The organism is Desulfosarcina alkanivorans (assembly GCF_009688945.1).
GTDB classification, from domain to species: Bacteria; Desulfobacterota; Desulfobacteria; order Desulfobacterales; family Desulfosarcinaceae; genus Desulfosarcina; species Desulfosarcina alkanivorans.
This window is the reverse complement of the sequence record NZ_AP021874.1, coordinates 2,749,400-2,774,101: the sequence shown is the minus strand read 5'-3', so window position 1 is coordinate 2,774,101 and position 24,702 is coordinate 2,749,400. Positions and strand designations below refer to the sequence as shown.

General features: G+C 58.9%; 21 protein-coding genes. 15 read left to right on the top strand and 6 right to left on the bottom strand.

Translation table 11 applies throughout. The annotated features are described in order from the left end of the window. Positions 1–127 precede the first annotated feature (127 nt). The 4 genes from DSCA_RS12200 (at position 128) to DSCA_RS12185 (ending at position 4,344) form a co-directional block, all read left to right on the top strand. A complete protein-coding gene (locus tag DSCA_RS12200) occupies positions 128–1,117 on the top strand; it encodes an ABC transporter substrate-binding protein (RefSeq protein ID WP_155316696.1) in 990 nt (329 codons plus the stop codon). A 220-nt stretch (positions 1,118–1,337) separates the two neighbouring features. After that, complete coding sequence (locus tag DSCA_RS12195; protein WP_155316695.1) at positions 1,338–2,234, top strand: ABC transporter permease; 897 nt, start codon at positions 1,338–1,340, stop codon at positions 2,232–2,234. Further along, on the top strand, positions 2,231–3,031 hold the full coding sequence (locus DSCA_RS12190; protein ID WP_155316694.1) for an ABC transporter ATP-binding protein: 801 nt from the start codon (positions 2,231–2,233) through the stop codon (positions 3,029–3,031). The genes DSCA_RS12195 and DSCA_RS12190 overlap by 4 nt, the downstream gene beginning before the upstream one ends. A 344-nt stretch (positions 3,032–3,375) precedes the next feature. Then, entirely contained in the window at positions 3,376–4,344 is a 969-nt protein-coding gene (locus DSCA_RS12185) for a hypothetical protein (protein WP_155316693.1), read from the top strand. A 191-nt stretch (positions 4,345–4,535) separates the two neighbouring features. On the opposite strand, the gene DSCA_RS12180 is transcribed toward DSCA_RS12185, so the two are convergent. Then, positions 4,536–5,390, bottom strand: a complete 855-nt coding sequence (locus DSCA_RS12180) for an amidohydrolase family protein (RefSeq protein WP_155316692.1) — start codon at positions 5,388–5,390, stop codon at positions 4,536–4,538. Positions 5,391–5,817: 427 nt separating this feature from the next. Here DSCA_RS12180 and DSCA_RS12175 point away from each other — a divergent pair, with 427 nt between their 5' ends. The 6 genes from DSCA_RS12175 (at position 5,818) to DSCA_RS12150 (ending at position 10,789) form a co-directional block, all read left to right on the top strand. Continuing rightward, positions 5,818–6,132, top strand: coding sequence for a zinc ribbon domain-containing protein (locus DSCA_RS12175; protein WP_155316691.1), 315 nt, complete (start codon positions 5,818–5,820; stop codon positions 6,130–6,132). Positions 6,133–6,314: 182 nt separating this feature from the next. Continuing rightward, the gene (locus DSCA_RS12170) at positions 6,315–7,646 is read left to right on the top strand and encodes a M48 family metalloprotease (RefSeq protein ID WP_155316690.1); all 1,332 of its coding nucleotides are present in this window, start codon (positions 6,315–6,317) and stop codon (positions 7,644–7,646) included. 213 nt (positions 7,647–7,859) lie between these two features. After that, complete coding sequence (locus DSCA_RS12165; protein ID WP_155316689.1) at positions 7,860–8,366, top strand: tRNA (cytidine(34)-2'-O)-methyltransferase; 507 nt, start codon at positions 7,860–7,862, stop codon at positions 8,364–8,366. Positions 8,367–8,455: 89 nt separating this feature from the next. Next, the gene (locus tag DSCA_RS12160) at positions 8,456–9,199 is read left to right on the top strand and encodes a superoxide dismutase (protein ID WP_155316688.1); all 744 of its coding nucleotides are present in this window, start codon (positions 8,456–8,458) and stop codon (positions 9,197–9,199) included. Beyond that, complete coding sequence (thiM, locus tag DSCA_RS12155) at positions 9,192–10,025, top strand: hydroxyethylthiazole kinase (RefSeq protein ID WP_231716461.1); 834 nt, start codon at positions 9,192–9,194, stop codon at positions 10,023–10,025. The genes DSCA_RS12160 and thiM overlap by 8 nt, the downstream gene beginning before the upstream one ends. Continuing rightward, a complete protein-coding gene (locus DSCA_RS12150; RefSeq protein WP_155316687.1) occupies positions 10,022–10,789 on the top strand; it encodes an HpcH/HpaI aldolase family protein in 768 nt (255 codons plus the stop codon). The genes thiM and DSCA_RS12150 overlap by 4 nt, the downstream gene beginning before the upstream one ends. Before the next feature lie 23 nt (positions 10,790–10,812). On the opposite strand, the gene DSCA_RS12145 is transcribed toward DSCA_RS12150, so the two are convergent. The 5 genes from DSCA_RS12145 to DSCA_RS12125 all read right to left on the bottom strand — a co-directional run bounded on the left by DSCA_RS12145 (position 10,813) and on the right by DSCA_RS12125 (position 18,784). Then, positions 10,813–11,709 (bottom strand): hypothetical protein, encoded by an 897-nt coding sequence (locus DSCA_RS12145; RefSeq protein ID WP_155316686.1) that lies wholly within the window; start codon positions 11,707–11,709, stop codon positions 10,813–10,815. A gap of 26 nt (positions 11,710–11,735) precedes the next feature. Beyond that, the gene (locus tag DSCA_RS12140; RefSeq protein WP_155316685.1) at positions 11,736–12,422 is read right to left on the bottom strand and encodes a hypothetical protein; all 687 of its coding nucleotides are present in this window, start codon (positions 12,420–12,422) and stop codon (positions 11,736–11,738) included. Between the two features lie 192 nt (positions 12,423–12,614). Beyond that, positions 12,615–12,800 carry a hypothetical protein gene (locus DSCA_RS12135; protein ID WP_155316684.1) on the bottom strand — a complete coding sequence of 62 codons (186 nt, stop codon included), beginning with the start codon at positions 12,798–12,800 and terminating at the stop codon, positions 12,615–12,617. Between the two features lie 250 nt (positions 12,801–13,050). After that, positions 13,051–14,298, bottom strand: a complete 1,248-nt coding sequence (locus DSCA_RS12130; protein WP_331457158.1) for a type I glyceraldehyde-3-phosphate dehydrogenase — start codon at positions 14,296–14,298, stop codon at positions 13,051–13,053. 301 nt (positions 14,299–14,599) lie between these two features. Continuing rightward, positions 14,600–18,784 (bottom strand): PEP/pyruvate-binding domain-containing protein, encoded by a 4,185-nt coding sequence (locus DSCA_RS12125; protein ID WP_231716460.1) that lies wholly within the window; start codon positions 18,782–18,784, stop codon positions 14,600–14,602. 347 nt (positions 18,785–19,131) lie between these two features. Here DSCA_RS12125 and DSCA_RS12120 point away from each other — a divergent pair, with 347 nt between their 5' ends. From DSCA_RS12120 to DSCA_RS12100, 5 genes are all read left to right on the top strand, one after another. Next, the gene (locus DSCA_RS12120; RefSeq protein WP_155316682.1) at positions 19,132–21,378 is read left to right on the top strand and encodes a hypothetical protein; all 2,247 of its coding nucleotides are present in this window, start codon (positions 19,132–19,134) and stop codon (positions 21,376–21,378) included. 441 nt (positions 21,379–21,819) lie between these two features. Next, positions 21,820–22,674, top strand: coding sequence for an ATP-binding protein (locus DSCA_RS12115; protein WP_155316681.1), 855 nt, complete (start codon positions 21,820–21,822; stop codon positions 22,672–22,674). Beyond that, positions 22,671–23,549: an ATP-binding protein gene (locus DSCA_RS12110; protein WP_155316680.1), complete on the top strand. Its 879-nt coding sequence runs from the start codon at positions 22,671–22,673 to the stop codon at positions 23,547–23,549. The genes DSCA_RS12115 and DSCA_RS12110 overlap by 4 nt, the downstream gene beginning before the upstream one ends. Before the next feature lie 58 nt (positions 23,550–23,607). Continuing rightward, positions 23,608–23,991, top strand: coding sequence for a NifB/NifX family molybdenum-iron cluster-binding protein (locus DSCA_RS12105; protein WP_155316679.1), 384 nt, complete (start codon positions 23,608–23,610; stop codon positions 23,989–23,991). Between the two features lie 222 nt (positions 23,992–24,213). Beyond that, entirely contained in the window at positions 24,214–24,573 is a 360-nt protein-coding gene (locus DSCA_RS12100; protein ID WP_155316678.1) for a NifB/NifX family molybdenum-iron cluster-binding protein, read from the top strand. The last annotated feature ends 129 nt before the right edge of the window (positions 24,574–24,702 follow it).

The window sequence follows — 24,702 nt, the reverse complement described above, 5'->3', positions numbered from 1 at the left end:
TCATTGGCGCAACAGGGAAAAATGGCTTGATTTTGCTTGCCTGCCTATATAGGTAAGGGCTTGGCAATTTTGTTTCTGCCTGACAGAACATAAAGAAAAATCTGTAAAAAGGAAAGGAAAAAAGTTCATGAAAAAACGATTCTGTGCCCTGGCGTCGTTGCTTCTTTTTGTCACGGCGGGTCTGGCCGCACCCGCCGCTGCGTCGGACACGGTGCTTATCGGCATTTCCAAGATTGTGGCCCATCCGGCCCTGGATGCCATTGAAAAAGGAATCCAGGAAGCGGTCAGGGCCGGGTATCCCGATGCGCGGTTCGACACGCAGAATGCCAACGGGGAAATGTCCACCGCCTCCTCCATCGCCCAGAAATTCAAGGCTGAAAATGTGACCCTGGCGGTCGGTATCGCCACCCCCACGGCCCAGGCCCTGGTCAATGCACTCAGGGACCGGCCGGTCATATACAGTGCCGTTACCGATCCGGTGGGGGCCGGCCTGATCGGGTCAACGGAAAAGGGTGAGAAAAACATTGCCGGCATTTCCGACATGACCCCGGTCAAAGCGCAGATAGAACTGCTCAACCGCATCAAGCCGATCAAAAGCCTGGGCCACGTCTACGCCAGCAGCGAGGCCAACGCCGTGAGCCTGGCCGCCATCGCCCGGCAGGTCTGCAAGCGGATGGGCATCAAGTTCATCGAAACCACCGTGTCCAACTCCGCCGAAGTCAAACAGGCCGTTCAGACCATCGCCGGCAGGGTCGACGGCATCTACATCTCCAACGACAATACCGTGGTGTCCGCCCTGGCCGCCGTGACCAGTGTGGCCCATAAATACGGGATTCCGGTGATGTCCGCCGATCCCAGCAGCGCCGAAACGACCCCGGTGCTGGCTGCCTGGGGGTTCGACTACTACAAGATGGGCAAGGCCACCGGCCGCCTGGTGGTTCGTATCCTCGATGGAGAAAAACCGGCAGACATCCCCACCCTGTTCATGACCGATGCGTCCGACGTGGATCTGCTGATCAACCTGGATGTGGCCAACGAACTGGGGCTGACCTTCCCGGAAGATGTCATCGCCAATGCCAACAGCATTATCGAGGATGGGAAGCTGATCAGACGATAGTGTCTGTCCATCCAGGCAGGGCCTTTCGGGTATTCAGGCGTCAGGCGTCAGCATTCAGAAGGGGTGTACACGCTTCGCCCGATCGATTCAGACGATGACGGCACAGCCGGCTTCCTCCTTCTGGATTCTGACTCCTGAATGGTATTGATTATCCTTGGATTGGTAACATGCCGGCTTGGGTTGTCATCGCCAACCGGTCAAAAAAACAAACGAAACCACCATGCTTGAAGGAATTTTTGTCGAAGGGCTGATATACGCCATCATGGCCCTGGGGGTGTTTTTCACCTTCCGCATTCTCGACTTTCCGGATCTTACCGTGGACGGCAGTTTTCCCATGGGCGCCGTAATCATGGCCACATCGCTGACCGGTGGCATGAACCCGGTGACCGGACTGCTGCTGGCCTTTGCCGGCGGGGTGCTGGCCGGATTCGTCACCGCGGCCATCCACAACCGGCTCAAGGTACCGCACCTGCTGGCCGGCATCCTCACCATGACCATGCTCTATTCGGTCAACATCCGCATACTGGACAACCGGGCCAACCTGCCCCTGCTGCGGGTGGATACGATTATCACGCATGTCACGGCTGCCGCCCGGGGGGTGATTCCCGCCGAATGGGCATCCCTGATCTTTTTTGCCCTGGTCGTTCTGGCCGTCAAGTTTGCGCTGGACCTGTTCTTCCACACGGACATGGGCCTGGTGTTCGGTGCCCTGGGCAACAACGAGCAGATGGTCAGGGTCCAGGGGGTCAACCCGGCCACGCTCAAGCTTATCGGCGTGGGGCTGTCCAACGGGCTGGTGGCCCTGTCCGGCGCCTTCGCCGCCCAGTATCAGGGGTTTGCCGACGTGAACCTGGGGCAGGGGATCGTGGTGTCCGGGCTGGCCTCGGTCATGCTGGGCGAGTTTATCATCAAGTCCAATCGTATCGGCATGCTTACCCTGCGGGTGATCCTGGGCGCGATCCTGTTCAAGGCCATCATGTACCTGGGCCGTTTTTACGGCTACTATATCAACATGACCCCCAACGACCTGAAGCTGATCGCCGGCATCCTGATCATCGCCTCCCTGGCCGTGACCAACTACCGTCGCATTCGCGGAAAGGGAGGCACCGCCGCATGATCCGCCTGCAGGACCTCAACTGTACCTTTCACGCGGGGACCCCCAATGCCAAAACGGTGATCCGGGACCTGAACCTGACCGTGGACGCCGGCGAGTTCGTCACCATCATCGGCAGCAACGGGGCCGGCAAGACCACCCTGTTCAACCTGATTTCCGGAACGCTGACCCCCACGTCCGGCAAGGTCCTCATCAAGGGGGAGGATGTCACCGGCCAGCCGGAGTACCGGCGTGCCAGAACCATGGGCCGGATCTTCCAGGACCCGCTGGCGGGCACCGCCTCCAACATGACCCTGGAAGACAATATGATGATTACCTGCAAAAAAGGATTCAAGTGGCCGGTGATCAGCCTCAACCGCAAGCGGCGAGCCTATTTCTGCGACCAGCTGATCCAATTGAGGATGGGGCTCGAATCGCGGATGAAGGAGAACGTCAGTACCCTGTCCGGCGGCCAGCGCCAGGCATTGACCCTGCTGATGATGGTGCTTTCCGATCCGGACATCGCGCTGCTCGACGAGCACACGGCGGCCCTGGATCCGCGCAACGCCGCCATCGTGATGGACCTGACCACCCGGTTTGTCACCGAGCACCGCCTGACCACCATGATGATCACCCACAACATGAACCACGCCATCGCTTTCGGGAACCGTTTGCTGATGATGGATGCCGGTGAAGTGATTATCGACGTATCCGGTGCGGACAAAGATAAACTGACCGTGCCCAAGCTGCTGGAGATGTTCTCAACCATCCGCCGAAAAGCCTTTGAAAATGACGAGGTGCTGCTGGGTGCTGAGGCCTGAGCCGGACGGGGACGGCCGCTGATGGAAGACGGCTGGGCATCTCCGGTACCTCTCGTTTTCGGGGTTTCGCCGGACCATGCGCGGGCCCGGATAACGGATGGGTAGCGTGCCCGGATCAGGCGGCATCTGCCGGCATGATGTCCTGGCGGGTATTCAGCCGGATTGCCGCCGCATACAAATTGTGGATTTTCCCTTGACTCGCAGGGGGACGCCTCTGTAGGCTTTACCCGAAAAACAGTTTTTGATCAGTTTGTCTGTTTTCCCGGGTGCATGCAGAGACGTGTTCAGAAGGATTCGATCGGCGCATTTATTTTCGGTTACCATCATTAAAAAGGAGATGAAAAATGGCCACAAGCGACGCATTCAAAAAAAAGCCTCTCTGGTTGTCAATAGAGGAAAACATCCTTGCGCTCGACTCACAGGATCTCTCAGGGGGAAAACTGGAGCCAACCATTCAGCGGGTGGCAGGTCTGCTCGACAATGCGGGGTTCAATGTTTCGCGCCACGGGGGAAACCTGCTAAAATTGAGATGGGCCGTGGATAAAGCGGTCAAGGTCGGAAAACCCCTGCTGGAGGACCTCAACGCCGCCATCGCTGCATTTTCACTGGAGGACGTGGCCGACCCGCATTCAGCAACGAATAAGCTTCTTGACGACATCGGAGAAACGTGGCCGGAACTCAAAATCCCCGAGCGCCGGGCGGATGTGATCAAGCTTGTTAAGCAGACGCGGCTCGATCTGCTGATTGCCAAGGCAAAAGCCTTGTCCGGTGATGAAAGTATCCGACTGCTCATCGAAGAAGAAGTGGCTTCCGAGGTCATCACCAGTGCATTGGAGATTTCCGAGGAGAAATTGGAACAGGTGAAAGCCGAGATAAAGAAGGAGCGTGCAGAAAAGGAACGTGTGGCAACCCTGCTTGAGGCGGTGGCGGGCAAATCCGAGGAAGAAAAGGTTCGGCACCTCTATGACAATAACGTCTCCGAAGCATTGATCATCGAGATGGCAGGCGTCGACCAAGGCGCGATCGATGCGGTCAAAAAGGCCATGGAAGACGAGATAAAAGAAAAACAACGGCTGGCAGAAGAGGAGGCCGCCCGGAAAAAGGCAGCGGCTGAGGGCCCCGCGCTGGAAGACATACCGCCGGGTGAATTGGCCGATTACATCGAATCCATCCGCGAAATTATGGAATTCAGCGAGGAAGAAAAGGAAATCCGGGTCATGTGCGAGCAGAGTTCCATCCCCAAGTGTCTGGTGGATATAGCGGTTTCGGAGCCGGACCGGCTGGATGAACTCGAAAAGAATGCAGAGGGATAAGCGGTCCATTCCGGAGCGCGTTCAGACCTTGAGATGCCGGGGCGCCGTGATCAGCAGATGATGTGCTCCAATTGTTCGTTGTACTGCGAATCGGTCGATTCGGAAATTATTTCAACAGTCTGACTTTAGTTGTACGCAAAGATTCTCCTGAAAACGGCCATACCCCATTCATGGGGTGTGGCCGTTTGGATTCAAGACTTCGAATCGCCCAATTTCAGCAGGCGGGCGGCACTTTTTCCGCACACCAGGTCCATATCCGCCCGGCTCAATCCGGAATCGGTCATCTCCTTGATGTACCGGTCGGGTTTCAGCAGCGGAAAATCGGTGCCGAGCAGCACCTTGTCCAATCCCACCAGGTCCCTGGCGTATCGGTAAATCCGGTTGTCGTAGAGAAACGGGGAGGCGGCGGTGTCGTAATAGACGTTCTGGAGCGTCTCCTTGACCGCTTTTTTAAGCAGGTGGTAGAAAAACAGCCCGCCGCCCCAGTGGGCCAGCACGATGGTATTGTCCGGGAACCGGGCCATGGTTTCATAGATCTGAATCATGGTGTTGGGCGTCTTGCCCGGATAGAGATGCCCCACCTCCTCGTTGGTGTGCAGCAGCACCGGCACATCCCGCTCCCGGCACAAGGCCATGATGGGGTCGAGGCTCAACTGGCATTCACCGTCGATGCCGCAGCCGTAAAAAGCCAGTTCCCCGACTCCGCTCAGGCCGGCGTCCAGACATCGGCGGACCTCTTCGGCGGCCTCCGGGTTCAGGCTGTCCACGCAGCACAGGCCCCGCAGGCGCTCCGGATAGCGGTTCACCGCCTCGATGACATAATCGTTGTTGCGCCGGCAGGTGTCGGGGGTTCGCCAGGGAAACCCGAACACCACGGACATGTCCACCCCCTGTTCGTCCATCATATCGATGATGTCCGGTGCGGACACCAGCCTGGATCTGGGGGATTCGTAAAGCAGTTTGAATTCAGGTTCGGCGTCAAAAAAACGTTCCCGGTGGTTGCGTATTTCAGCGGGGAAGGTGTGAACGTGAAAATCGATGACCATGGGCGTGCTCCTTCCGATACCATTGGTTTATTAATCTTTTTCCATTGTGCTGCGTTGCAGGTGGTTCATGTGTCCGGCCGGCTCCACGAAAGGTGTTTTGCATATTGACTATGAAGCTTTTTCTTATACAATACAACCCACGCTTGCAATAGCCGCGCGCGGGCAGATCCTGCCCCTTCGACGCAGGATGACGGTGCCATGGATGATGCCCCTGCAGCGTCCCATTTCCGGGGGGGGTAAAAACGCCTCAGGGCTTGCGGGCCCGCGAAAGTGCGCTTCAGCGGGCGAACAGTATATGGATCTTCATCCTTACGGCGAACATTCATGTTCCATCCCGGGAAATGGGACGGACTGACGGTACGCCCCAGTGACGCACGATGACGTGTAACGCAGATGTCGGCTTTTTGTCGACCCCGTCAAGGACAGCATGTTTCTGATCGCCGGTGTTCAACCCAAAACCAGGCGGGTGGATGAAAGCCCGCAGCGCTGCCCGTCCTGCGGGCTGGCACAGGCATATGCCACCCGGGTTGACCACTACCTGAGCCTGTTTTTCATCCCCCTGGTCCGGGTGAAGAAGGGGACGCCGTTTTTGTTTTGCGATCGCTGCGGGCGGCCGGTGGATGATGTGCGGCCACCGGCCCGGGAGGTGCCGCCCTCAGGCGCCGAGACGGTATGTGTGGCCTGCAATAAGGCCTTTGACAGTTCTTATTCATATTGCCCGCATTGCGGGCAGCGGGCCTGAACGGGCCGGCCCCGGCCGGTGTTTTCGCACCGTTGAAATCCACGACGCAGAATCGCTGCGCCTGCGGTTTCACGGATGCTGCGGACTGAATCGGCCCCCTTTGCCATGGTCGGGCGGCTGTCCTGTCGCGGCCCTTCATGAGGGGGGTGTATGAAACCAATTTCAGCGTATATGAGGTGGTCATGCGTGTTTCCAGAAGGGCGATCAACGGGCTGAGCCGTCGTGAATTTCTCATCATGACGTCCATGGCGGCCACCGGCCTGGCCGTGGGGTGTGCCGCCAATCCCGTCACGGGGCGATCCCAGTTCATGATCATGGATGAAAAACAGGAAATTGCCATCGACCGGCAGCAGTCTCCCCACCAGTTTTCGTCCGACTACGGGACGGTCCAGGACCGTTTACTGCAGGGCTATATCGAGGCGTCGGGGAAGCGGTTGACGGCCAATACCCATCGCACGCACATGCCCTATAATTTCCACTGCGTCAATGCCAATTACGTCAATGCCTACGCCTTTCCCGGCGGCAGCATTGCCTGCACCCGCGGCATCCTGCTGGAGCTGGACAATGAAGCCGAACTGGCCGCCCTGCTGGGCCACGAACTGGGCCATGTCAACGCCCGGCATACCGCCGCGAGCATGTCCAAGGCCCAGCTGGCCAACCTGGCCGTGGGGGGGCTGGCCGTCATCACCGGCGCGGCTGCCGGTTCGGGGGCGGGCAACCTGGCCGGCCAGCTGGGACAGCTGGGGTCCGGCGCTTTGCTCGCCTCTTACAGCCGGGACAACGAGCGCCAGGCGGACAGCCTCGGCATGGACTATATGACCCGCTCCGGCTACGGTCCCCAGGGCATGGTGGGCCTCATGGAGATGCTCAACAGCATGAATCAGCACAAAGCCGGCGTCACGGATCTTCTTTTTGCCACCCACCCCATGTCGTCGGAACGTTACCGGACCTCGGTCAGGCAGGCCACCAATGATTACCGGCAGTACGATGGCCAGCCCCTGTATCGGGAGCGGTATATGGACAACACGGCCGCCCTGAGAAGCATCGGGGGCGCCATCCGGTTGATGCAGGATGGTGAAGGCGCGATGCCCAAGGAGCAATACAGCCAGGCCGAAGGGCTGTTCGAGCAGGCCCTGGGCCAGGCGCCCGATGACTACACGGGGCTGCTGCTCATGGCCAAGTGCCAGCTGGTTCAGAAAAAAGACCGGCAGGCCGAGGGGTATGCCGACCGGGCCAAGCAGGTTTACCCCCAGGAGGCCCAGGCCTACCACATCAGCGGCATTACCAAGATCCGCAACCAAAAATTTGACGCGGCCTACGAAGATTTTTCCATTTACGAACGGCAGCTCCCCGGCAACCCCAATACGGTTTTTTTCAAAGGGCTTTCCCTGGAGGGGATGGAGAAGGTCGAGCCCGCGGCCCGGGCCTACAACACTTATCTGCAGCAGGTCCAGCAGGGAAAACAGGCCCAGTATGCGTATCAGCGGCTGAAAGAGTGGGGCTACATCCAATAGTGGCTGTTTTACCTGTCATCTTTCGGTCCATATCGGTGTTCTCGGGCAATTGGAATCCTCGACGTAGCGCTGCTACGCCTCCGGTTCCAATTGCCCTGCGGCCTTGATCTGAACCGCAATCCAACACGTAAAACAACCACTATGGCGAGGATGAAAGTATGACATTCCCGGTATGAAATTAAACTACTTTTCAATGATTTATGGCTGGAATAGATGAATCTTGATACATCCGCTGCCGATGAAGGTCTGGAGCGCCACGTGGTGCTGGTGGCACCCGAAATTCACTGGAACACCGGCAATATCGGCCGCACCTGCCTGGGTGCCGGAGCGCGATTGCACCTGATCCGGCCCCTGGGGTTCTCCCTGGACAGCCGACAGGTGAAGCGGGCCGGGCTGGATTACTGGGAACGGGTCTCCCCCGGGATATGGGACAGCTTCGATGCCTTCTGCCACGCACTCAAGCCAGAAGACACCGAAATGGGGCTGTTCACCAAAGGCGCCGACCGCTCTTTCTGGGAGATGCCGGCCCGCCGGCGGATGTTTCTGGTATTCGGGTCCGAGACCGGGGGGTTGCCTGAAGCGATGCTTGCCCGTTTCAACCGGGCCTGCTACCGGATTCCCATTACCGGCGAGATTCGCTCCCTGAACCTGTCCACCGCCGTGGGAATCGCCCTGTATGAAAGTTTGCGGTCGGGCGGGGCTGCGGCTCCCTGTCGCTGAACGGTTCCGCTGTCCAGGTGGGAAGCATTGCCTGCAATGCCCCGGAATTTTTAACCACCGTCCCCGGACGGTCGAAAAGGAGAAACAGCATGGCACCCTTTACTGTGATCGGCAAACGCCTGATTTCCCGTTTATCGCTGCTGGCGGCCTGTGCCGCGGCCGCCCTTTTCCTGGTGCAGTGCGGCGGCGGCGGCGATGCGACCGTTTTCGTCAAGGAGCCGCTGCCTTACAGCCAGGATGCCCTGGCCCCTTTCATCAGTGCGGATACCATGGGGTTTCATTACGACAAGCACTACGCCGGCTATGTCAACAATGCCAACAGGCTGATCAGGGGGATCGGGCCTGCCGGCAACACCCCCGAAGCCGTGATCCGGATGACGGCCGGTGACGCCTCCAGGGCGGCCATCTTCAACAACGCCGCCCAGGCATGGAACCACGCCTATTTTTTCAAATGCCTGAAGCCGGACGGCGGCGGCGCGCCGGAGGGCCTGCTGGCGGAGATGATCGATGCAAGCTTTGGCAGTTTCACGGATTTCAAGGCGCTTTTTCTCACCGCCGCCAAGGACCAGTTCGGCAGCGGCTGGGTCTGGCTGGTGCTGGACGAAGGCCGCCTGGCGGTGGTCGCCGGGGCCAACGCCGATACGCCCCTGGCCCATGATCTGACGCCCCTGTTTACCGTGGACGTCTGGGAGCATGCCTACTACCTGGACTACCAGAACCGCCGGGTGGATTTTGTCAAGACGGTGCTGGACAACCTGGCCAACTGGGATTTCGTGGCCGCCCAGCTCGAAAAGGCGATTCCCGCAGATGAGAAGGTGGCTGCAGATGGGTGATCCGTTTGCCGGCATGAGGACGATGACTGCCGACCTTCTCGTTAAGGTAAGAGAAACCGCTCCCCTGGTGCACAACATCACCAATTATGTGGTGATGACCTCCTCGGCCAATATCCTGCTGTCTGCGGGGGCGTCACCGGTGATGGCGCACAGCCGCAAGGAAGTGGCCGACATGGCTGCCATGGCCGGCGCGCTGGTGCTCAACATCGGCACCCTGTCGGAGAGCTGGATCGAGGCCATGGTGCTGGCGGCCGGGGCGGCCAACCAGCGGGGCATCCCGGTGATCCTCGACCCGGTCGGTGCGGGCGCCACCGGTTTTCGAACCCGGACCGTCATGCACATCCTCCGTCAAGTCGATGTTTCCGTCATCCGGGGCAATGCCTCGGAAGTGTTTTCCTTATCCGACCACTCGGTGACGACCCGGGGTGTGGATTCATCCCTGTCCCTGTCCGACGGGATCGTCGACAGCGCCGGTGCCATCGCCCGGCAGCACGGCTGCATCGTGGCCATTTCCGGTGAGAGAGACCTGATTACCGACGGCGACCGGGTGCTGCGCGTGGCCAACGGCGTGCCCCTGATGACCCGGGTCACCGGACTGGGGTGCGGCCTGTCGGCGGTCACCGGCGCCTTCTGTGCCGTGGCCGGAGAGGACCTTCTGGCCGCAACGGCTGCGGCCTTCGGCTTCTATGGCCTGTGCGGGCAGCTGGCGTTTGACGCCAGCGACCGGCCGGGAAGCTTTTACGTGGCCTTTCTGGACGCCCTCTATGCCGCCGGCAGCGCTGAGATCGATGACCTTCTGGACATCCGTCAGGACGGGTCGATATGACAATGGCTTTTCGTAAACGGCTGCTTCGGGGCGATCAGCTGGCGGGAACGATCATCAGCATGCCCTGCCCGCAGATGGCCGAACTGCTTTCCGGGTCCGGTTTTGACTGGCTCTTTATCGATGGGGAGCACGGCCCCCTGTCCACGGGCGATATTCAGCTGCTGCTGCAGGCCGCCCAGCCCCGTTGCCCCTGCGTGGTCCGCCTGGCGGCAAACGATGCGGTTCATGTCAAGCAGGTCCTGGACACGGGGGCCGACGGTATTATCGCGCCGCTGGTAAACGACGCCGAAACGGCGGCCCGCGTGGTGGCCTGGGCCAAATATCCGCCCCTGGGCGAAAGAAGTGTGGGCATTGCCCGGGCCCAGGGATACGGCGCATCCTTTGCCGGCTACGTGGCGACGGCCAACGAGCGTGTGGCCGTGATCGTCCAGGTGGAGCATGTCGACGCAGTGGCCAACATCGATTCGATCCTCGATGTGCAGGGTATCGACGGCGTGTTCGTGGGGCCCTACGACCTTTCCGCCAGCATGGGAAAGGCGGGGCAGGTGGACGATGCCGACGTCCGGCGCCGGATCGAAGCCGTCCGTCGGGCATGTGCAGGGCGCCGGATGCCGATAGGGATTTTCGGTGCGGATGCCGCCGCCGTGCAGCCCTTTGTCAAACAGGGATATACGTTTATTGCCGTGGGAATGGATTCCCTGATGTTGATCCAGTCGGCCGGCAGGATCCTGTCCGCCTTGAGAGCGGACACCGCCGATCCATAGCCGGGGGACAGGCGTCCGGTCCGTTAAGGGCTGCCTTTCCGGGGAACCGGTTTGACGGAACTTCTCACCCGGACGAAGCGGTTCAGCAGGTCGAACCAGAAGGGCGCCCCCAGGGAGACGGCCAGGGCGGTGACCATCAGGCCGATGATCTTGGTCAGCCACTGCCACCCCTGCGGCAGGTTGTCCAGGCGCCATCCGAGCGGCAGGTTCAGTGCATTGAGCTGTCCCGTCAGCTCGCCGAGGGAGGCCTTTTCCCTTGCAGCCGGGGGCTGCGCCTGCTTTTCGGCAGCGGCCACCACGCCCTGTCTTATGACCGGGGCGTTCCACAGCGTCCTGGCGATTTCGATCGTGTCGGCATTGACCACCACGCAAAGCCCCAGCGCCAGGGCCAGGAGGATGGCCTGGGTTTTACGTTTGTAAGTGCCGGACACCCGGTCCATCACATCGTCAAACCACATCTCCAGGTGGGTGCGGATTTTCTCCACCTTGCGGTCCGAGACGTCCAAGAACCCCGACAATACCCGTTTTATATCCTCCTGCTCCAATCGGCTGACCGTGTGGCGCCAGCGGTCGAAGGAATCGGTCCGCGCATGGCTCCCGTCCGGTCCGGCGGCCGTTTTCACCTGGTCGGCCACCACATCCATCATCACCATGGAAAAGGTCTGCGGCGGGATATAGGACGGCCTGACCGGCTGACCGGCAGCGGGTGTCCTGCCCAGGCTGCGAATCAAGGGGTGCCGGTAGAAGGCGGTTCGCAGGCGTTCGTCGCTCAGGATGCGCTTCAGCCCCAGCTCCAGGTTTTTGGCCCGCATGCCGAGGATCTGGGACAGCATTTCATTCAAGGTGGTGCAGACCAGGCTCAGCAGGAAATAGATAAACGATATCCCGATGGCCACTTCCAGGAAGACCGATCCGAACATGTCACCCCCTCCTTAATTTCTGCCGGCTACCGGCATCCGGCGGCACTGATGGTCACCCCTAAATCGAAGGAAAGGCGCTGGTAGCGGTCGGCAAACCGCTCCCAGTCCGGCGGCGGTGCGTTGCCTGCCTTTTCCATCATCGACAGGACGCCGTTGAGCGACCGTTTGAGGCGGTTGCAGGCGGGCACCCGGCTGGCGGGGTTGAGGCCCGCCAGTGTGGACTGCACCTGCCGCAGACGGGCCTTGGCCAGGTAATAGACGGCCGGAACGCTCTCCGGAGCCAACTGGAAAAGGGCCTTGGCCGCGTCCTCGAAGCGGCCCTGCGTCAGCGCTGCCGTATCGCCGGATTGCAGGTCCAGGATGTTTGCCAGCGATTCGCAAAGGCTTTCCTGGAACTGGCGCCGGTCGGCGGGATCGTTCCAGTGGCGAATCAGGCTCAGGCCCCGGTCCAGTTCATGGGCGGCACAGGCAAAGTTGTCAGCGGGTGCCTTGCCGGCCCTGGCCAGGCGAAAGCAGGCATCCCCTTTGATCAGGTGCAGTTGTCCGCATTCATCCGAGTCCTCTGTGCACGCCACGGTCTGGGCGGCGATCCAGTCGTGGTCGCCCCTGGCCGCCCGTTTTCTGAACGTGTCCAGCTGCAGGGCGGCGCAGCCGGCCGCCATCAGGATCGAAAACAGGCCAAGGACCAGCGCCGGCCGGGAAAGGATGGCCATGACGTCTCCACCTCCTGTCCTGATGAAGAACCAGGGGCACCGCACCCGCCGGTCATTCATCGGCGAAACGGTGAACCTGAATATGATCGTACGTGATGACGCAGGATACTGGCAACGGTCTCAGCGACACGTGATCTGCAGGCGTTGGGTTCGGGTTGGCCGGTGGTCCCTGGGGCCCGGTCGGGCGGGCTTTTAGAGCCTGGGCTTTCGCCGCCGCTCCCGGTGAATGGAAAGTAACTTTTCGCTGATCGCATCGAAGATGAACTCGCTGGTGGCAATTCCCCTGGATTTGCAATAGTCTTCAACACGTTCGTACAGGGCTTTGGGAATATCCGTGCAGATGCATTCATCCTTTGTCGGTCCGGAATTTTCGCTCATTACACCGCCCTTTCATGGGCTTCCCGATTCCGCAGGTTATGATTATGTCGTGTATGCCAGTTAATATATGTCTCCGGTCGCGGTATCGTCAAGTTCTAATGTTGCGGGGAATGGCTGTCATCCGAGAGGTTTTATTCTCCCGCCGTCAATCCGGCGGTGGTTCCCTGCGGACAGCAGGAGCGCCACGGCGATTGCCATCTGATGCCTGTTCGCATTGGGGTGCAAGCCGGCCGATCACGGGTTTTTTCAACTACATGTTCTCAGCGATGGTTGCCGTTCGGTCGCCGAGCATGTTTACGTAACTGGCCATCTCGTTGTCGTACCAGCCATAGATGACGGCCTGGGTGACCGGTGCGCGAACGACCGTATCCGTGAGGCTGTCGAGAACCGCCCGGGGAAAACCGGGGACGCTGGCCAGATCCAGGCTCAGGTCCGCCGTCCGGGTGTGGGTTTCATCCCCTTCGATGACCGTGGCGGCATGGGGCGTACCGAGAATGTCTCCGGAGACATTCTGCTTTTGTGAAAACTTGAGATACCCGTTGGGGTCCAGCTGGGCGGCCTGCTCGTAGACGCTGTTGATCATTCCGCGACGGATCGGTTCTTCGGAAGGGCTTTCCTGAATGCCGAGAACAAGGATGATCAGGGAGCCGGCACTGACGGGTACCCGCACCGACTCGGCAATGAATCCGATGTGCTCCATTTCGGGGATCACCAGCCTCAGGGCTTTAGCCGCCCCGGTGGAGGTGAGGATGATATTGTTCAAAATGGACCGGTTTTTTCTCAGGTCGGTTTTACCGGCTTTGGGCAGGCGATCCAGCACCTGCTGGGATCCGGTGGCGGCATGAACCGTCGCCATGGAGGCCGACAGGATCCGTTTGGCCCCGAAGGCGTTGATCAGGGGCTTCATCATGTGGGCCAGGCAGGTGGTGGTGCACGAGGCGTTGGAAATGATCCGGTGGCGTTTGGGGTCGTAGTCGTTGGCATTGACGCCCATGACCGTGGTGATTGCATCCTCGGGCATGGGCACCCCGTCTCCCTTTATTTTGAAGGGGGCGGAAACGACCACCTTTTCCGCACCGGCCTCCAGGTGCCCCCGGGACGATCCGCCGGGATGATCGGCGGGCAGGGTCGGGTCCAGAAACTGCCCGGTGGTATCCACCACGATCCGCACGTCCTGCGCTTTCCAGTCGATGTCGCGGGGGGTGCGGGCCACCCTCAGAAAACGCACGGTGATGCCGTCGACCACCATGGTCCCCCTGCTTTCATCGATGTCGGTGATCACCGGCTCTGCCCGGTGGCCATGGAGGTATGTATGCAGGGCGCCATAGGTCGAGTCCCGTTCCAGGTAGTGGGCGATGTCTGTCAGGGAGGTGCCGGCCTGCCGGCCGATGTTGACCACGATCTCATTGAAATAGCGCCGTCCGACATGATGCCAGACGGTAAGTTTGCCGATGCGGCCGAGGCCATTGATGCCGATCTTCAGCTGTCCTTCATTCAAGGCATTATTCTCCTTTTGCTGTGGTAGTTTCTGCGTCATGCTTAGGGGGGCGGTACTTGATGACGATCTCGCAATAGGGTATTATTTCCTTCATAATCCATCTTACGAATAGATAAACACCCACGACGATGGCTCCGGGTACACCGATTTCCCGAATTAGGTCTATCATTTCAAGATTCATTGACGCCTCCAATGTGATGCCAGACGGTAAGTGTGCCGATGCGGGCGGGACCACTATGTCGGATATTCACCTGTGCACCGTTCATGGCATTATTCTGTTGTTTATTCTATTGGAGGCTTATTAGGTCTCTCTGATCTTCATGGCTCCTTGATAAACCGATCCCTCACGACCGTCAATGCTAATATGGTCTCCTGAACGGATGACCACCTGGTCGAATGCGGCAGTTTTTTCCTTCTCATTGCACACCAGGGTGCCGCATCCGACCACGCAGGTTTTCCCCAGCCGGTGGGCCACGACCGACGCGTGGCTGGTGAGTCCGCCCCTGGCGGTGAGGACCCCGTCGGCGGCATAAATCTCCTTGATGTCGTCGGGAACCGTGTCGCCGCGCATGAGGATCAGGGCCGTGTCCGGTTCGGTGGCCCGCCAGTGGTCGATTTCCGCCAGGGTAAAGACGGCCCGGCCGCTCATGGCCCCGCCGGCGACGCCGATGCCGTGACCCAGGTAGCGGTTTTTGGGATCGTCGTCCACGTCGAAGGCCAGCACGGCTTTGCGCTCCCGGATGGCCATGTCCCGGGTCTGGAGCAGGTAGATGTCGTCGGCTGAAGCCCCTTCGAAGGTGAATTCCATCTCCTGGGGGCTCCAGCCCTTCTTATAGATAAGGCGGGCCGCCCATTTGCGGATGGCCGCAAAAATTTCCGGGTAGTGGGTCTCCAGGGTGATATCCGTATCCCGCATTTCGATCTCCTGCTGTTTGACCGAGATGGGCAGGGTCCTCACCAGGCCGGCCACCACGTCCTCCCCCTGGTTTTCCAGGGTGAAGTCGCCCCATGGGCTCAGGGTGTCGCCGGACCAGCGGGGGTTGTGAGTAAAGAAAACACCGGATCCCGCCTGGGGAGAAATGTTGCCGAAGACCATTTCCTGAACGGTGACGGCGGTGCCCCAGTCATCGGAGATCCCCATGATCTTGCGGTAGGTCTTCGCCCGGGGGGACTCCCAGGAAGAGAATACCGCGTTGATGGTCATGAACAGCTGGTCCAGCGGGTCTTCCAGGATCTCGACGCCTTCGTCCTGGATCCGGGATTTGTAGGCCAGGGCCACCATCTTCATCTGCTCGCCGGTGAAGCCCTTTTTCAACGGAATGCCCAGCCGCACCTTGAAGTCGGCAATGATGGCGTCAAAATCATCGCGTTCCAACCCGAAGGCCATGCCGTAGCACTGAAGGAATCGCCGATAGTTGTCCCAGGCAAACCACGGGTTGTCCATCCTGTGGGCCAGACCGGCTGCAATTTCTTCATTGATGCCCACATCCAGAAAGGTTTCCATCATGCCGGGTTGAGAAATGGACGCACCGCTGCGCACCGAAAAAAGCAGGGGGTTGGCCGGGTCGCCAAACCGTTTGCCGGTGATCTCCTGAAGCAGGGCGATGTGCTGCCTGACCTGCTGCCGGAAGTTCTTTTTGACCGGTACGAACCCGTCGATCAGCTCCCGGCAGCGAAAGGCCTCGGTGGTGACGATGAATCCCGGGGGAACCGGCATCCCCAGGTTTTTCAGCTTCAGCAGGTTGAGCCCCTTGTTGCCCATGTAGATGATGCCGACGGCGCTGTTGTTGATCTGATCCAGTCCGGTCATGATTCGCTGGGAATCATAGTTGAGCAGCAGATGGAGCTTGTCTTTGGGGAGCATGTTGGACTGGTGGAACAGGGTGTTGAGAATGCGGGTCAAAAACAGGTCCAGCTGCTGGAGCCCCAGGGATGTGGCGATGCGGTCGCGGAAAAAGATTTCGGATACGCGGTGTTTGAGTTTTTCCGTGTCCACGGCCTCCTCCCGGGGCAGGTATTTGTCCAGGATTCGATCGGTGGACATGTGGGCGAGAATGCGGGTCAGGTTCTGACCGTGAATATTGTTGAAATAGTCGTTGATGATATTTTTGACGGCAACGGCGAACCCCTTGAAGATATCCAGGTACTGGGTAAAGGTGAATCCCCTTACCTCCAGGGCATGGGCCAGCAGGTCCAGCTGCCGTTCCAGTTCGCCCGAATAGATCCCGTCCAGGCGAAGGGCCTTGTCGAAAAGGGTCAGCCGTTCATAAATTTCGTGAAAGGTGGCCCGGGTGATCAGGCCAAGATTGATCTGGTCCACCAGTTCTTCGAAGAGTACGTTGATCAGGGATTCGATCCGGAACGTCAGCCCCAGGGCGTCGAATTTGCGCTCGTGATAGCTGCCGTACATGGACGGGATGTCGATGGTGATGTGGCGTTTTTTGTAGATGTCCGCCCTGATTTCATAGGACTCGTCGGAGAGAATGACCGTTTTGAGCCCTTCCAGATAATCCATCAGCATGAACAGGCGTTGCTTGAGTTCGGGTTCGTCCAGCGCGGCGCGCAGCCGCTCCAGGTCCGGAAAAGATTCCCTGTCCGGCTGCTCGAGGTGGTGGCGCAGCGATTTATGGTCCAGCTGGTACTTGTGGTAAAGCAGTTTATAAAAGGCGGCGATCAGCGCCACCCGTTCGATATCGATGGGATCGACGCCGGAGGCCCCGGTCAGCAGGACGCGGATGCGCGCATCCTTCTCGACGAGCAGTTCTGCAGGAAGATCCAGGCCTTTGTTGCCCAGGTGGGCGAACAGGGCGTTGACGCCGTCAATGTATTCGCCATGGGTCTCGATCCGGGCATGGATGGAGGGGGGCACGAAGGGTTTCAGCGGTGCCTTGTCCCGGGTTTTCCAGAAGTGCAGCACCGCTTCCATGAACCGGATGATGCGGTTGGAACTCTCCACGTGGCTTTGCTTGCGAAGGAAATGGATGAGAATATCGCGCCGATGGGTGATTTCATCCAGTCGGGTGGAAATATCCCGCAAGAGGCCCTCTGCCCCGATATCGTTGAAATAGGCCGGAAACAGGCGGGTCAGTTGTTTGGCGAGATTGTAGATCGGTCCGATTTCGCTGTTGAGAAATCGGGTGATATCCCTGGGAAACAGGTCCGTGTCCTTGATGAAGATTCCTGACAGTGAGAGTTTGATAATCAGGCTGGAGAGCAGCCGGGATGACCATTTGGGCTTGCACTCCACCAGCTCCAGCCAGGTGCGGATATTCTGCAGGTGGGCTGAATTGACCTGGATCTGCCAATCGTTGTCCACCCCGCCAAGCATGGGCGTCTGAAAACCCAGATCCACCACCCGATCGATAAAAAAGTTCACCAGGTCGATGGCATCGGTCTGGTAGACCGCCTGGCCCATGTTGAGAACGCAGGTGAGGGTCGTGGCCGGGAACTGCTCCGTCTGGGTCTTGAGGATAAAAAAGGTTTTTTCGATCAGGTCGCCGATGTTGCGGTAGCTTTCATTTTCGATCAGCCAGCCCACCGTGCGGTTGATGTCGCGCAGGGCCTCTTCATGAATCAGGTTCAGGCTGGAAATGCCCATGATATGGAAAAGGGAAATCACCTTCCACTGGTGCCCCTGGCCGATGCCGGCACCGGCCTCCATGAGCATCTGGGGTATTTTCCGGTAGCGCTCCACGATTGCGCTGAAATCCGTGAGGGTCAGCAGTTGATCGAATACGGACCGGCTGTGCATTTGCTGAAGGTTCTCGATCCGGTGCAGGTGGTCCGTCAGGGCCTGAAGAACCTCATGGGAGATGTCAGAAAAACAGGCCCGAACCGGTTCCGGATCCTGAATCTGCCCGGCGGCCGCCTGAAAACTGTCCCACGGGTCCTTGACTTCGCTCCAGAAATGGTAGGTCGCTTTGAAGGTGCGGATCAGCAGGTGATTGAACACCGTATAGTCGGTGATGGCACCTTCGCCGCGATCCCCCAGCAGCCGGAGGATGCGCTTGATCGGATAAAAGCTTTTGACAAAGAGGAAAAAATGATCGTCCGGGGTGTCGTGTATCCCGCTGAAGGCCGCGTCGAGCACCGGCAGAAAATCCGGCAACCGGTCACGGGAGTCGCCGATGATCTGCTGCAGGTACAAGAGCAGGTTGTCCACCGCATCGGTGCGCACGCCATCGTCCACATCCGCGGCGATGACTTCATTAAATATGCCCACCATGGCCTCGGCCGCCTCCACGCCCCGGGGATGGGACTGGAACAGGTGGAAGTAATCCAGTGCATAGCTTCTGGCCTCACCCACGATAAACTGCCAGTTGCGATAGGGATGGCTCAGTTCCCGAAGGAAGGTGTTGACGCCCTCCATCAACCCGTAGTAGCGGGACATGACCGCCTGGATGCTTTCGTACCGGGTATCGATGGTGACGTCCACATAGGTGCTGGCCAGGTTGACTTCGAGTGCTTTGGACTTGATCATTGTCATTTTTAGTGCAGGATCCCCTCATGGTTCCGGTTGTCTGTTGGTTTCCAAACTACCAAAGGGCTGCCGCTATTTCAAGCCGGTCGGCTGGATGGCGGCATTTTGCCGGTCCCGCTGCGGCCAACCCCCGGATGTCGATTCCCGGCTGCACCACCGCGATCGATTCGCCGCGGGCCTCATCCGGTTTTCGATTCCCGTTTCTGCAAAACTGTGATATTGGACAAATACGTTCTGGAATCATAGGGTTGACCCGCTTTTGCTGTTGTGGTTGAGCATGATGCTGCCACCGCGGCGGCATGAACGCACCCCGGTCCGTCACAATCACTTTTCACGCGACACAGGTCATGGCCATGGATGAAAAACAGATACATTTGGACGATGCCGCCGAGCAGCTTTTTGCCCAGATAGAGGGGATCGAAGACCAGAAAAAAGGACGCTCGGCCGCGGAAATGATGGCCGAGAGCCTCGCTGAAGAGCAGAAACAGCAGGACGTATGGCGGATTTTGCTGTGTGAGATCGTGCACCACATTGCCGGCTACCTTGAACGCATGGACCCGGATGCCCGGCAGAGCGAGGAACGTCAGACGTTTGATCAACTGTCCGACACCCTGGCCAAACTTTCCCAGCTGCCCCATGAGGCCGGACGGATCCTGGTCCGGTATCGAGGCCTTTCGGTGGACACGGATATCCCCGAACGGATGGATTACGAAATCATTTTTGGAAACATGGTGGTGGACCTGGATATCGTTCCGGCCATGATCAAGCGTCACGGCCACCTGCTTTCCCACCTGATGAGCCAGCTGCTGTCTGCATTCGGCATTTTTTCCGATCGCGGCATCAACAACCTCAACCTGAATCTCCCCAAAGGCGATCCCGATTCGCTGAGGCGTCTGCACCGCGGTCTTCACATCCTGTGCCGCCTTTACGGTGCGCACGAGAACCAGCGTGATATTGTCCTGGGCACCGGCAAAGCGAATGTGGTGCCCATGGTGATCGATGAGAAGGGGGACCTCAATGCCAACTTGACCCTGGTGGCCGGCGTGAACCGGCTCGGCGCACAAACCATGCGCAACCTGGTCGCAAAGGTGGATGCATGGATTCAAAAAAAAGAAGCCTCAGGAGAAGGCTGCCAGTTTACCAGCGTCTACAATGCCATTTTCGGTCTGCCCAAAATCAGTGCCCAGCTGACCCGGCCGCCCATGGAGATCAATAACATGGACTGGCTCATGCGGGAAGAGAGCGAAAAAGACTTCTCCATGGAAAAAGCCAAGGTGGCGAGGATTATCGCCAGTGTCGAGGCCTCTCCCGAAAAGGTCGCCAAGGTGATCAAAAGTGTATACGGCGATGACTATCCGAAAATCAATTCTCACCATTTGGAAGAGCGGCTGGGGTTTTCCTCTCATCTGCTCCAGGCCATCGACAGCAAACCGAAAAGCGAGGACGCCCGCCAGGAGGTCCTGACGAATCTGCAAAAACGCCTGGACACGGTCCGGGATGACGTGTTCGACAACCTCTATGTTTCCCGTTCCGGAGACGATAATGTGGGCAACAGCGGGACGATCCTGGGGGCGGTTCACCGACAGCTGTATAAAATGGTTTCTTTTTTCAAAGGGCGGTCGTCAACCCGGAAAAAGATGACCGGTATGGTTCACGGCACCATTCGATTTGATGAACGGGATTTTGAAATCCTGTCCGAGGATTTTGGCATCGATATGGATGAAGCCCGCGAACTGGTTGATGCCTTGAAACAGTGTTTCGATGAGAAGGGCCGCTTCATCAAATCGGCGTTTGCCTCCGCCTTGTCACGGTTTACCCGATACGAGAAAAAGATTTTTGAGTTCTTGTGGCGGCATCTCAAGGATGTCGTGGCTCCTGAAGATCGAACTGCTTTTCTCAATTCCCTTCAAATGCTTACCGGCCGGATGAACCAGCCCAAGCGGGCCTTTAAAATTCTGCTTGAAGACTTTCTCAAGGATTCAGGCCGTATCCAGTTCTCGGATGCCAAGGCCCTGATGCTGGCCAACCTCATTCTGCACGAATACGATAAGAGCCTGGCCGATATCGAAATCACGCCCGAGGATATTCTTTTAGACAAACGGGGGCTGGACAAAGAGGTGGCGAGGTATGCCGCATGGCGCATGGACCGGGAGCAGGAGGCCTTTTTCGACAAGGCGCGGACCATCCATCAATCCCTGTGCGAAGCCCTGGAGTTTGGCCAGACACGCAAACAGCGCCTGACCGTGAAGGAGCTTCTGGGTCTTGAGCGGGAAGTATACATTTTTCTGTCCATGATGGAAACGACCGTGGGACAGTCGATCATGCGGAGCGCCGTGACCGAATACGGCAGCCCGGAGTCGGACCTCTATTTTCTCAAGGAGAGCGATCGGTTCATGTCCCACCTGCTGCAAAATTTGCGCATCGCCATACGCGGCCTGGCCAATATCGGCAGTATGGAGAGCATTCCCTCCCTGGAAGCCGTCAAAACCAGGGAGGAGATCTTTCAGCGCCTCAAAAAATCAAAGGCACACCGCGATCAGTCACGGTTGATTTCGGACTGGGTGGACGAGGCGGTAAAAATGATCCGGTTCCGCTCCTGACGACATGCCTGCCCGCACTCGGGGATTTCCGGCCGAGGTCGCGGCATGCCGGATTTTTATCCCGGGAAACGGGTTGTTAGGCGGAAGGCAACTTGTAAACGGAAAAAAAGCCGGTCAGCATGACCGGCTGCGGATAAAAACGGGGTATGCCGCCCTGTCAAGATAACGGCGCCTTTCCATGGCCATCCGGCCGCCCACCCGACAGACCCTGAATGTTAACGGTTCGTTTCCGGTTTCCGGTTCCGATGGTTTCGGCCGGCGGATCATCCCTTCCTCCCACTCCCCTATTTTTTTGAGCATTAGCAAAAAAATTGCTTGACGTTTTTTGAGCCTATGCTTACTCTTGGCCTACCCAAACGCTGACGGTTTCAGCGATATTACTGACAGGCGAATGCCTTGTTTTCAGGCAACGCGGCCTGTTGTTCAAGGAGGCACCATCGAATGATTATCAGCATCGCCAGCGGGAAAGGCGGCACCGGAAAAACCACAGTGGCCACCAATCTCGCCATTTCCGTAGAAGGCCCGGTCCAACTGCTGGATTGTGACGTGGAAGAACCCAATGCACACCTGTTTCTAAAGCCGGCCATCGAAGAAACGAAAACAGTCACCACCCCGGTTCCCGACATTGACCTCGACAAGTGCAATCAATGCAAGAAATGCATGGAAATGTGCCGGTTCAAGGCCATCGCCGTTGTCGGCGATACGGTGCTCACCTTCCCCGAGCTGTGCCACAGCTGCGGCGGGTGCATGGCCGTATGCCCGGAGGGGGCCATTACCGAAACCGGGCGGGAACTGGGTGTTCTGGAAACCGGCGCCGTGAACGGCGTCTCCTTTGCCCACGGGCGGCTGCGGGTGGGGGAGGCCATGGCACCGCCGCTCATCCGGGAGGTCCGCGACTGCACCTGGGATGACGGCCTGACGTTGATCGACGCGCCTCCGGGTACGTCATGTCCGGTGATTGCCGCCATGAAGGACACGGATTTCGTTCTGCTGGTCACCGAACCCACCCCCTTTGGCCTCCACGACCTGAAGCTGGCAGTGGAAGCGGTGAAAATACTGAAGATTCCCATGGGCCTGGTCATCAACCGCGCCGACATGGGGGACGACACGGTTACGGCCTATGCCCGCGCCGAAGGACTTCCCATTCTCATGGAGATCCCCTTCGACCGGCAGATTGCCGAAAGCTATTCCCGCGGGGACATGTTCGCCCTGGCCATGCCCGAATGGAAGGCCCGTTTCCGCGAACTGGTTGGACAGATCGAAACGCTGACCGGAAAGGGGGCCGGTGCAAAATGAAAGAACTCGTTATCCTCAGTGGAAAAGGGGGCACCGGCAAGACCAGCCTGACCGCATCGTTTGCGACCCTGGCTGCCGGCAGCATGTTGTGCGATGCAGACGTGGACGCAGCGGATCTTCATCTGCTGATGCAGCCCGACATCCAGGAACAGACCGATTTCCAGGGCGGCGGTGTGGCGGTGATCGACCCGCAGCGGTGTACGGGCTGCGGTACCTGCATCGACATGTGCCGATTTTCGGCCATCAGCCCTGACTTCGTCGTCGATGAGATCGGCTGCGAAGGCTGCGGGGTGTGTGTGGATTTTTGTCCGGAGCAGGCCATTGATTTTCCGGTCAGGACCTGCGGCCAGTGGTTTGTGTCCGATACCCGCTTCGGGCCCATGGTGCATGCCCGGCTGGGTATTGCCGAGGAAAATTCCGGGAAGCTGGTGACCCTGGTGCGCCAGCAGGCCAAGCAGCTGGCCGAAGCCAGGGGCCTTGACCTGATCCTCACGGACGGCCCTCCGGGTGTCGGATGCCCGGTCATCGCCTCGGTGGGCGGCGCCACCAGCGTGGTGATCGTTGCCGAACCCACCGTTTCCGGTATCCACGACATGGCCCGCGCCATCGAATTGTGCCGGTTTTTCAAGGTGCCGGTGATGGTGTGCATCAACAAGTTCGACCTCAACCCGGACAACAGCGCCACCATCGAACAGATGGCCCGGGACCAGGGCGTGCCGGTGGTCGGCCGGGTTCCCTTCGATGCGGCCTTCACCCGTGCCATGGTGCAGGGAAAGACGCTTCTTGAATACGACGGCAACGGGGCGGCCGGCAACCATCTGCGACAGGTGTGGGCCGCCATTATGCAAACATCGGCCATGACGGCTGAACACTAGATCGTGCCCATTCCGGACGAGCGACAGATAACAGCAATAGAAAGGAGTACACGACAGCATGGAAAACGGAAGAATCGCCATCCCTTCGATGGAAGCCGGAGGTCTTGACGGTAAGCGGTCCGGTCATTTTGGCCATTGTGATACCTTTACCCTGGTCGACGTGAAAGACGGGGTCATTGAAAAGATCTCCACAATCGACAACCTGAGTCACGTTCAGGGCGGCTGTATGGTGCCGGTGAACCTGCTGGCGGACAATCAGGTCAGCGCCCTGGTGGTGGGCGGCATCGGCATGCGGCCGCTCATGGGGTTTCGCCAGGCCGGCATCGATGTCTATCATGACGACCAGCGCCCGGACATCCGTCCGGTGGTGGAAGACCTCATTGCCGGCAAACTGGCCATGATTTCCGATGATCAGGTGTGTGGCGGCGGCGGCGGACAATGATGAACCCGCTTCAACATGCGCCCCTTCAGCCATTTCAGAGGTTGGACGACGGTTTCCATCCCCGGCATGCCTCCGGTTGAAGGACCCGGCCGACCCGGTTCCGGCCGGCCTCGAGGCTTTTGGGTCCGGCTCCGGTATGCCAAGCGGCGGCGCTGTTCATGCACGTGAATTTTTTGTTATTCTCAATGGAATCAAGTAATTCTAAATCAGGGAGGAACATCGATGAAAATTGCCGTAACATCCACGGGAAAGGATTTGGATTCCCCCATGGATCCCCGTTTTGGGCGGGCGGCCTATATTCTGATAGTCGACACCGAGACCCTGGCCTTCGATGTGCTGGATAATGCAGAGAATGTCAACGCCTTCAAGGGTGCCGGCATTCAGGCCGCCTCAATGATCAGTGACAGGCACGCCGATGTACTGCTCACCGGGTTTTGCGGCCCCAACGCCTTCAAAACGCTCGAAGCCGCCCAGGTCAAGGTGGCCGGTGATGTGAGCGGCACCGTTCGTGAGGCGGTGGCCGCCTTTAACGACGGAAACGTCAATTGGGTTTCCGAACCCAATGCCGAAGGCCACTGGTAAACCCTGTTGTGCTGAAAAACGGCCGTCGGTGCTGAACGCATGGATCTGACGGCTATCCGGCTGTGAAATGGGCCCTGGGGCGCGCCTTGCTATTGCCGAAAGCGCCCCGTATGAATGGCATCGCCTGCC